The organism is Marinobacter azerbaijanicus, from assembly GCF_030250645.1.
In the GTDB taxonomy this organism is placed as follows: Bacteria; Pseudomonadota; Gammaproteobacteria; order Pseudomonadales; family Oleiphilaceae; genus Marinobacter; species Marinobacter azerbaijanicus.
In genome coordinates, this window is sequence record NZ_JASSVS010000017.1 from 43,252 (window position 1) to 50,420 (window position 7,169).

The window sequence follows — 7,169 nt, forward strand, 5'->3', positions numbered from 1 at the left end:
TCCTGGATTCAGAAGATCACGGGCACACACCCAAACTTGGCACGGCCAACATGGTGACGCCATGGTGTAAAGTAAACGAAGGTTTTCTTTCGTGCATCCACTAGCCGGCTGGGCCTGCTTCCAGTGACCGCAGATAGCGCAGTAGATCGTTGGTGCGCCCAACGCTCACCAGTGGCTCGGCGGTCTGGTAGTCAAAAACGTCAATTGGCTCGTTGTGGAACCAGGTGCGGGCTTGTTCCCTCGAGCCGCAAACCCACTCCAGCGGCGTCCAGTACTGCCGCTGTGTCCTCCTCGATAGCGCTGGGTTCTGTCATGGGATACTCCTGGATTGAGAAGCTCATGGAGCTCACACCTAACCTGGGTACGGCCACCAACAGGCTTCGGCTGATGGACACAGCCCCGAAACGGCTATCACCGCACTGGCTGTCGCGCAGGAGCTTTGGGAGGTTCAGAAAAGCCTAGGTGACGGACGGCAGGTCAAGTTCGATCGTCGCCCTGACCTCACAACGGGGGGTGGCCATCACAGCTTGGTCCCTCCAGAGGGTGCCGAACAAAGCGTAAGAGGCCATCGGCGATGGCCTGGCGAGGGTCAAGGTCAAGCGGGAGAAGGGCTACAGCCTTACCCGGTCTTCATCACCGTTGATTGTCGGGCGCTCCATGTTCACGCGTAGCCACGTCTCGCGTAGCGTACCAATGTCGCCGGTAGCGATGACTTCCAGCGGTGACCGACCATCGAAGCCTTCGTTGTAATTGGCCATTCTCATGAAACCATACAGGTTCTCGGGGTTATCGAAGATCACACGGAGCGCCGCGTGGATGTTCATCACGTAGCTGATGCGGGTGAGCTGGTCTTCATCCAGAGACACCTGCCATTTTAAATCGTGGCGCTGGGCACGCGCATAGGTTTCAGGTGAGACACGCAAGATGGCTGTACCTTGCTCAGCGGTGGCGCCCCACTTCCCCAGGATCGTGACGGCGGTCTTTAGCCCCGTGGTGGCCTTGTCTTGGTTCAGCATCTCCATCACACGACCCCGCCCCACTCAAGAGCTCGAAGGATGCGTTTGACTTGCTTGGCACCAGGCTCTGTACCACAGAGCATGATTGGCGGATGACCTCCTAGCGCTTCATTGGGACGAGTCAGCCAAGTGATAGCCTTGTCCCTATCCTCAAAGGTTTCTTCAGCCAGGCGGACTACAGACTGGGTCGTAACTGATGTCTCAGCCATGTTGCGCCTCCGGTAATTGACCTCTACCGACGATTAGAGGTTGCTGTACTCAGTATGACACCTGACGGACCTCGGCGACTCGGAACAGCAGACTTTTCGGCCGGCACTACTTGGGGACAATTGTCACAGCCCCTCTGGCATGGCCACTGACTTGAGATCATGATGCCAAGAAAACCAGCGTTTTTCATTGATCAATGGAGGCGGTAATGACCAAGCGAAGCGATACGCCGCTTGAGTGGCTGCCAATGCCTGAAACCATTGATCCAGAGAAGTACCATCCGGTCGCTGTCTGGCGGGCGGCTATAGGGTTGTTTGAGGGGGCTGAGCGCTGGTTGCATCAAGAGGTCATGGGGCTCGGAGGAGAGCGCCCCGTCGATGTGATGCGGGCAGACCTTCAGCAGGTGCTGGACCTGATAGGCAAGATCGAGCATGGAGTTCATACCTGACCCGACCCCGTTGAGGGCGTGGCTGAGAGTTGGTGGGTGACCAGGGGGCACGATGACAGGAGCAAGTGAGGAACAGGCGCCCAGGGCTGCCGATAGCGGCCCTCTGGAGCGCTTAAGGGCCTCGGTGAGCGAGTACATCGCACCGTTCGAGCCGGTGGGCATCGAGGACTGGGAGGCGCTGAACCTTGAGGATGTCACGGACACGTCGGGAGGTAACGCATGATCATCGGCTACGCCCGCGTCAGTACCCAAGACCAGAATCCCCAATTACAGCGTGCTGCCCTCGAGGAGGCTGGCTGCGAGCAAGTTTTCGAGGAGCGTGTCACCGGCACCAAGCGAGAACGCCCCGAGCTGCAGGCCTGCCTGCGAACCCTGCGTGACGGCGACACCCTGGTGGTGTGGAAGCTCGATCGGTTGGCACGCTCGCTCAAGGACCTGGTAGAGCTGATCCATGAGCTGAACGAGCGCGGTGTGGGCTTCCGGTCCCTCACCGAGGCGATCGATACCACCAGCGCCGGCGGCAAGCTGGTGTTCCACATCTTCGGGGCACTAGCGGAGTTCGAGCATAGCCTGATCCGGGAGCGGACCCTGGCTGGCCTGGCGGCGGCGCGTGCCCGTGGTCGAAAAGGGGGGCGTCGCCCCACCCTGTCGGCGGCGGATGTGCGAAAGGCCGCCGCGATGCTGGCGGATCCCGAGCTCACCAAGACCGACGTGGCCAAGCACTTTGGAGTCAGCCGGGTGACCCTGAACGCGTCCCTGGAGCGTGAAGGCCTAGCCAAGGCGGCAAACCATCCTAAGCTCGAGCAGTTGCTGGCAGAGTGCGGTCCTGACGCGCCCGAGCTGGAAGAGCTGCGATCCTGGCAGGATGCGCCGTCTGTGGGGCGAGAAGTATAGGGGCTGCTTTTCCATGGATTCCACAGCGCAGTTTCTATGGATTCCACGGCGCTGAATCGCCCCGAGTTTCGTAGTCAGCTCCAGGCCTTATACTGAAGGCACCAGGAGGTCCCATGAGCCGTCAACGAAACACCGAAGAATTCAAGGTCGAAGCGATCAAGCAAATGACCGAACGTGGCCACCCCGTCGCTGAGGTGCTCGATGCTCAGGCTGTGCTGGATTATGCCGCTAAAGTGTTCGAGGACGCCGACATCGCTCGCGAGTGGCTGCACTGCGAGGCGCCGGCGCTATCTGACTCGCGGCCCGTGGATCTGCTCGGCACATCTAAAGGGCGGCAGTCGATACGCGAGGCATTGGGAAAAATCGAATGCGGCGAATTCTCATGACGCTCGATAGCGCATAACTTCGGAGTATCGGATGGTTGTCTTCTCCGATCATGACATCCAGATCCTAGTTGATGATCTCAACGATCATGCCTCTTTGTTGCAAGAGCACGGTTTACGGCTGGAAGCTGTGGATCCTAATGCTTCTCGTGCCATGCTCGCTATTGCACACGAGCTTTGGGAAATGCAAAAGACGTTGGGTGATGGTCGACGCACGCTGCGTCGTGCACCACCCGAAGAAGGTGAGCCGAACGTCAAAGTGCACCATACATCAACAGGGCCGCCTTATGTGCGGATTCGAGACATCCCGGAAATGTATCGGGATGACTTCATGCGCTATCTACGTGGCGCAGCCAGGCCTGTCGTTGATGGTGAGACGGGGCCAGTCGCTTTCGAAGTTGACTGGCTGGACTGGTTACACGATCGCCGGCCTGACCGCGGCGGCGGACGTGCTCCGTGATGTTCATACCGCCACCTGACTATTTCAATACACAGCAAGAAGACCTTGCATGATCATCGGCTATCTCCGCCTCAGCACCCGGTACCGGTCCGCCCAGCTGCAGCGTAGCGCCCTTGAAGAAGCCGATTGTGAGCAGGTCTTCGTGAAGCGAGTCACCCACATCAAGCGAGAGCGTCCCGAGCGGCAGGCTTACCTGCGTTCCCAACGCGACGGCGTCACTCTGGCGGCGTGGAAGCTCGGTCGGTTTGAATCGCCTCGGGTATTCTAGTCACCCGCCAGGCTATGGAAGTCACCGAAGTTAAATCAGCTCGCAGTGCCGTCGCCCCAACCCCTTAGAGCGCTGAAGGTGCCGGCATGATTTATTGTGAATGGCGGGATCGCAGATGAGCGTTGCTGCGTCAGCGGGTCAGTTGTCAGGCTAACGAGATACGCCATGTGTGGACGCTGTGCGCTCTACAGTGATTACCCCAAGCTATCGGCCTCGCTGAGGCTACCGCTAGCCGAGCCTTCAGTGCCGCTCGCGCAGCGCTACAACGTTTCCCCGGGTACCTTCATCACGGCAGTACGCCGCGCCGATGATGAGGCGCCATTGGTGATGTGACTGAGCTGTGGTGGGGCTATCGCCCTCACTGGGCCAGCGAGAGAGCGCCGCAGCCGATCAATGCCACGGTGGAGAAGCTAGCAACCTCCAACTATTGGAGTCCGCAGTGAATCGCGACTCGACCTAAAGCGGAAATGCCACCAAAAGCTGCAGGTACGCTTATAGGTGAATTTTTCGGCATGGAGCAATATTTTTACTAAACATAAGTATCAAATACCTAGGAAGTCAGATTTCACAAGCAAGCGCTTACAGACGGCCGGTCACTTGTTACACTCACGGCCGTTGCTGAAGCTCCACGTTATATAAAAATTTTCTCAAGGTCGGCTTATGGCCGAGAGGATCCGCTTCAGCCTATGCTGAAGGAGTGAATTAGAGAGTTATAAGAGAATGATAGAGTAGATGGGTTTTATAAAAGACTGGTGAGTCAGATACTGCCCCTCAGCCTTTCCTTGGGAACCTGGCCACCGCCGGCTGTTGATTGCAATGCCGGTCCGTGTCGCTCGGGCTATCATTGTGATCTGCCATTGTGTCTATACTAATCTTTATGCTTCGCCGACTGGACTTTACAATTGTATTGGCTCAGCCATTCCTTCAATGGAGTGCTGTTTTGCTTAGGTGAGACTCGGTTACCTGCCGAAGGATAATGTCTGCATGTCGAGTTTTGGGCTGGCACCGGTGAGGCTGGGCATGATGCCGGGCTGTCTGATTGCCGCCCGAGCGGCTTACATTTCACTGATAGCCCTGACTCCCACGATTTCGCGTAGGCAATTTTCTCTTACATAAATGTTATCGTTGCGCTCGCGATGTCCGCTGCTGGAGATCAACAGTTGTGGGTCAGTCGCCAGCTCCGGGTGGCCAGCTGCCTGGCTCATCAGGAATCGGAACCAATTGGGCATAGCAGCATCCACCACTACGCATTCATTCCGACTCGATTGTCACGAAAAGGGAGGGTTTTTTTCGGACTCTCTAGGTCTCGTTGAACTTATTGTGCAGACTGAATTGCCAGCGAGCAGCCGTTAAGGCCAACGGTTCGGCATTGTTCGGACGGAACCCTTCACCATTTCGAGCCTGCGCCACAGTGCTACTGTAGGAATCCAAGCCAATCTGGTCACCCGCTATGCCCTTCTCGACATCTGCTGTCGCGCCTAGCCGAGAAACAAAAGCCTCTGCTCTAATCGGCCTCCATCCGTAAGCTAGTAATTGTAAAAACTGAACGAAACTGAACGAAACTGAACGAAACTGACAGAAAATGAACCAAAGTGCCCATCACAGGGTTTGTCGAATTCCTATGTGTGCTGCAGCGCTCTAGGCAACCCTGGGCGCCTTTCAGGGCTGTAACGACCTTGAGCCCAATGGGCATTGGTCCCCGTTAGCACCCTGTCAGACGGAGATAACCCTAGTCTGTATCAGCGCTTATCTCTCGGGTCCTAACCGTTGACCTGGTGAATGGCCCACCAAGCGGTGCCTATACCCCTTATAGAAGGGGGCAGCAACCACGAGAGGACGGCCGGATGAACATGAAGCTACACAAGAAAGATATTTTTCTCATTGAAGGCGCTCGGCGAGGTGCCCTCTCTAACCCTGGTAGCGCACGAGCTATCATTGCAGAGGGCTTGAGGCACCGTTCCCACATCTCGCACCTATCCGGTGCGCCACGAAGCGCATGTAAGCACTTAGATGGACCAGTCCGTGATCCCAACGAGCTGTATGATTGGATTTCGTATCAGATGCAAAATGCTAAAAATTCGATGCACTTGAATGGAAGAGTTGTATGGCGAACTGTTCGTCGCGATGCCATTGCAATAGGAGCTATCGTTGCGAGACTTCCTGAGACAATGGAGGAGTTTGATTCGAAGAGATTTGTAGATTTTTCAAAAGATTTTACAGATTGGGCAAGGAAGTTTCTGGCAGAAAGAGGATTTCAAGCGCACTTTCGCCTTGAGCACCTAGATGTATTACATCCGGAGTTACAAATATGGTTTACGCCATACGGTGTTAATCAGGGGGATGGCACTTGGTCGTTTGCTCCGGTTATGGGGAAAAACAATGCTTTCAATAATAGGGTCAAAGAAAGATTTTATAGAGAGGTGTGGATTAAATACGAGAATTATTGCGATTACAATGTTGGGGATGGGGCAAGGAAGATCCCAGATGATTTCCCAGCTCTTTGTAGTGAGTCTGTATATGATGGAGGTGTTTCTCGGATTAATGTGAATGAGATATGCAGATTGAGGCAAAAAATACAAAAGATGGAGAAGGGCAAAGAATTGCTAGAGAAAAAGCTTGTTAATTTAGAAGAAATTAATCTGATGATTTCCTCTCGCCTAGATAAAAGTGAAGCTCGTTCGGTATCAAGGCGTGAAAAAAATGCAGAGTTGCTCGAGAGGTATAATTCCCTCTGTACTGGAGCAAACCTTTTTCTGACGGAGGGAGTCTGGAAAAATATTATTCCCAAGGTGTTGCAGTCAGCGATAGATAATATACATCATCTTGAACTTGTAACAAAGGAGGAGTGGAAAATGTTGGTTGTTGAGGATGCTCTTTCGAAAATTAAGTTGCTTTCAGAAGTACATGGATCTGACGTTGTCGGGTTTTGGGTCGATAAGGCTTTAGATGGTTTTTGTTTTTTGGAGGTGAATAATAACGATCAGGGGTTCAAAGCATTCAAATAATTGTAATTGCATCATAACCTAGATTATGTTGCATCCGCACCGTTCGGCAGCCTGCAGGTGGGTGATATCGGCGACGTGCCGATCAATACTTTTCATCTGCCCAAGACCGTTGAGATCATCGAGCGGTACCAGCGAGGTGCTGCAGCACGCCTGCATTCCGCTCACGCTGGGGGGCGATCACCTTATCACCCTGCCGAATCTGCGCGCGATGGCGAAGAAGCACGGGCCGGTGGGCCTGATTCATATCGATGCCCATGCCGACGTGAATGAGCACATGTTCGGCGAGCCGCTGGCGCACGGTACGCCATTCCGGCGTGCCCAGGAAGAGGGCCTGCTGGCCCAGGGCAGGGCGCATGCAGGACATGACCGCCGAGCTTGGCGTCACCGTGGTGGCCGGCTTCCTGGGGCCGGCAAGACCACCCTGGTGAATCACCTGCTGCAGCATGCCGACGGTCGTCGGCTCGGGGTCATAGTCAACGATTTCGGGG

12 protein-coding genes and 1 pseudogene are annotated in these 7,169 nt (G+C 55.1%); 10 read left to right on the plus strand and 3 right to left on the minus strand.

Annotation, left to right across the window (positions count from 1 at the left end):
• Positions 1-611: 611 nt before the first annotated feature.
• Both QPM17_RS21655 and QPM17_RS21660 read right to left on the minus strand, forming a co-directional pair.
• A complete protein-coding gene (locus QPM17_RS21655) occupies positions 612-1,022 on the minus strand; it encodes an antitoxin Xre/MbcA/ParS toxin-binding domain-containing protein (RefSeq protein WP_285393803.1) in 411 nt (136 codons plus the stop codon).
• Positions 1,022-1,225, minus strand: coding sequence for an MbcA/ParS/Xre antitoxin family protein (locus tag QPM17_RS21660; RefSeq protein ID WP_285393805.1), 204 nt, complete (start codon positions 1,223-1,225; stop codon positions 1,022-1,024). Before QPM17_RS21660 ends, QPM17_RS21655 begins: the two co-directional genes overlap by 1 nt.
• A 206-nt stretch (positions 1,226-1,431) precedes the next feature.
• On the opposite strand from QPM17_RS21660, the gene QPM17_RS21665 reads away from it, so the two are divergent.
• The 7 genes from QPM17_RS21665 to QPM17_RS21695 all read left to right on the plus strand — a co-directional run bounded on the left by QPM17_RS21665 (position 1,432) and on the right by QPM17_RS21695 (position 4,009).
• Positions 1,432-1,671 (plus strand): MbcA/ParS/Xre antitoxin family protein, encoded by a 240-nt coding sequence (locus QPM17_RS21665; RefSeq protein ID WP_285393807.1) that lies wholly within the window; start codon positions 1,432-1,434, stop codon positions 1,669-1,671.
• Positions 1,672-1,723: 52 nt separating this feature from the next.
• On the plus strand, positions 1,724-1,894 hold the full coding sequence (locus tag QPM17_RS21670) for a hypothetical protein (protein WP_285393809.1): 171 nt from the start codon (positions 1,724-1,726) through the stop codon (positions 1,892-1,894).
• On the plus strand, positions 1,891-2,565 hold the full coding sequence (locus QPM17_RS21675; protein ID WP_285393811.1) for a recombinase family protein: 675 nt from the start codon (positions 1,891-1,893) through the stop codon (positions 2,563-2,565). The genes QPM17_RS21670 and QPM17_RS21675 overlap by 4 nt, the downstream gene beginning before the upstream one ends.
• A 233-nt stretch (positions 2,566-2,798) precedes the next feature.
• Entirely contained in the window at positions 2,799-2,951 is a 153-nt protein-coding gene (locus tag QPM17_RS21680; RefSeq protein WP_285393826.1) for an MbcA/ParS/Xre antitoxin family protein, read from the plus strand.
• Positions 2,952-2,982: 31 nt separating this feature from the next.
• Positions 2,983-3,408, plus strand: a complete 426-nt coding sequence (locus QPM17_RS21685) for a hypothetical protein (protein ID WP_285393812.1) — start codon at positions 2,983-2,985, stop codon at positions 3,406-3,408.
• A gap of 49 nt (positions 3,409-3,457) precedes the next feature.
• Positions 3,458-3,676 (plus strand): recombinase family protein, encoded by a 219-nt coding sequence (locus QPM17_RS21690; RefSeq protein WP_285393814.1) that lies wholly within the window; start codon positions 3,458-3,460, stop codon positions 3,674-3,676.
• 165 nt (positions 3,677-3,841) lie between these two features.
• Positions 3,842-4,009 carry an SOS response-associated peptidase family protein gene (locus QPM17_RS21695; protein ID WP_285393816.1) on the plus strand — a complete coding sequence of 56 codons (168 nt, stop codon included), beginning with the start codon at positions 3,842-3,844 and terminating at the stop codon, positions 4,007-4,009.
• A 722-nt stretch (positions 4,010-4,731) separates the two neighbouring features.
• On the opposite strand, the gene QPM17_RS21700 is transcribed toward QPM17_RS21695, so the two are convergent.
• Positions 4,732-4,905, minus strand: a complete 174-nt coding sequence (locus QPM17_RS21700) for a hypothetical protein (RefSeq protein WP_285393818.1) — start codon at positions 4,903-4,905, stop codon at positions 4,732-4,734.
• 615 nt (positions 4,906-5,520) lie between these two features.
• On the opposite strand from QPM17_RS21700, the gene QPM17_RS21705 reads away from it, so the two are divergent.
• The 3 genes and pseudogenes from QPM17_RS21705 to QPM17_RS23870 form a co-directional block, all read left to right on the plus strand.
• Complete coding sequence (locus tag QPM17_RS21705) at positions 5,521-6,681, plus strand: hypothetical protein (RefSeq protein WP_285393819.1); 1,161 nt, start codon at positions 5,521-5,523, stop codon at positions 6,679-6,681.
• Between the two features lie 33 nt (positions 6,682-6,714).
• Positions 6,715-7,018: pseudogene (locus tag QPM17_RS21710) on the plus strand (arginase family protein); the annotation flags it as partial.
• A gap of 87 nt (positions 7,019-7,105) precedes the next feature.
• On the plus strand, positions 7,106-7,169 hold a 64-nt coding region (locus QPM17_RS23870; protein ID WP_422732793.1), incomplete at its 3' end, for a hypothetical protein.

Excerpts from the sequence above, each read along its gene's own strand:
- QPM17_RS21655 (WP_285393803.1), bottom strand. The coding sequence starts at position 1,022 with ATGGAGATGCTGAACCAAGACAAGGCCACCACGGGGCTAAAGACCGCC.
- QPM17_RS21685 (WP_285393812.1), top strand. The coding sequence starts at position 2,983 with ATGGTTGTCTTCTCCGATCATGACATCCAGATCCTAGTTGATGATCTC.
- QPM17_RS21665 (WP_285393807.1), top strand. The coding sequence starts at position 1,432 with ATGACCAAGCGAAGCGATACGCCGCTTGAGTGGCTGCCAATGCCTGAA.
- QPM17_RS21675 (WP_285393811.1), top strand. The coding sequence starts at position 1,891 with ATGATCATCGGCTACGCCCGCGTCAGTACCCAAGACCAGAATCCCCAA.
- QPM17_RS21700 (WP_285393818.1), bottom strand. The coding sequence starts at position 4,905 with ATGCCCAATTGGTTCCGATTCCTGATGAGCCAGGCAGCTGGCCACCCG.
- QPM17_RS21660 (WP_285393805.1), bottom strand. The coding sequence starts at position 1,225 with ATGGCTGAGACATCAGTTACGACCCAGTCTGTAGTCCGCCTGGCTGAA.
- QPM17_RS21670 (WP_285393809.1), top strand. The coding sequence starts at position 1,724 with ATGACAGGAGCAAGTGAGGAACAGGCGCCCAGGGCTGCCGATAGCGGC.
- QPM17_RS21690 (WP_285393814.1), top strand. The coding sequence starts at position 3,458 with ATGATCATCGGCTATCTCCGCCTCAGCACCCGGTACCGGTCCGCCCAG.
- QPM17_RS21705 (WP_285393819.1), top strand. The coding sequence starts at position 5,521 with ATGAACATGAAGCTACACAAGAAAGATATTTTTCTCATTGAAGGCGCT.
- QPM17_RS21695 (WP_285393816.1), top strand. The coding sequence starts at position 3,842 with ATGTGTGGACGCTGTGCGCTCTACAGTGATTACCCCAAGCTATCGGCC.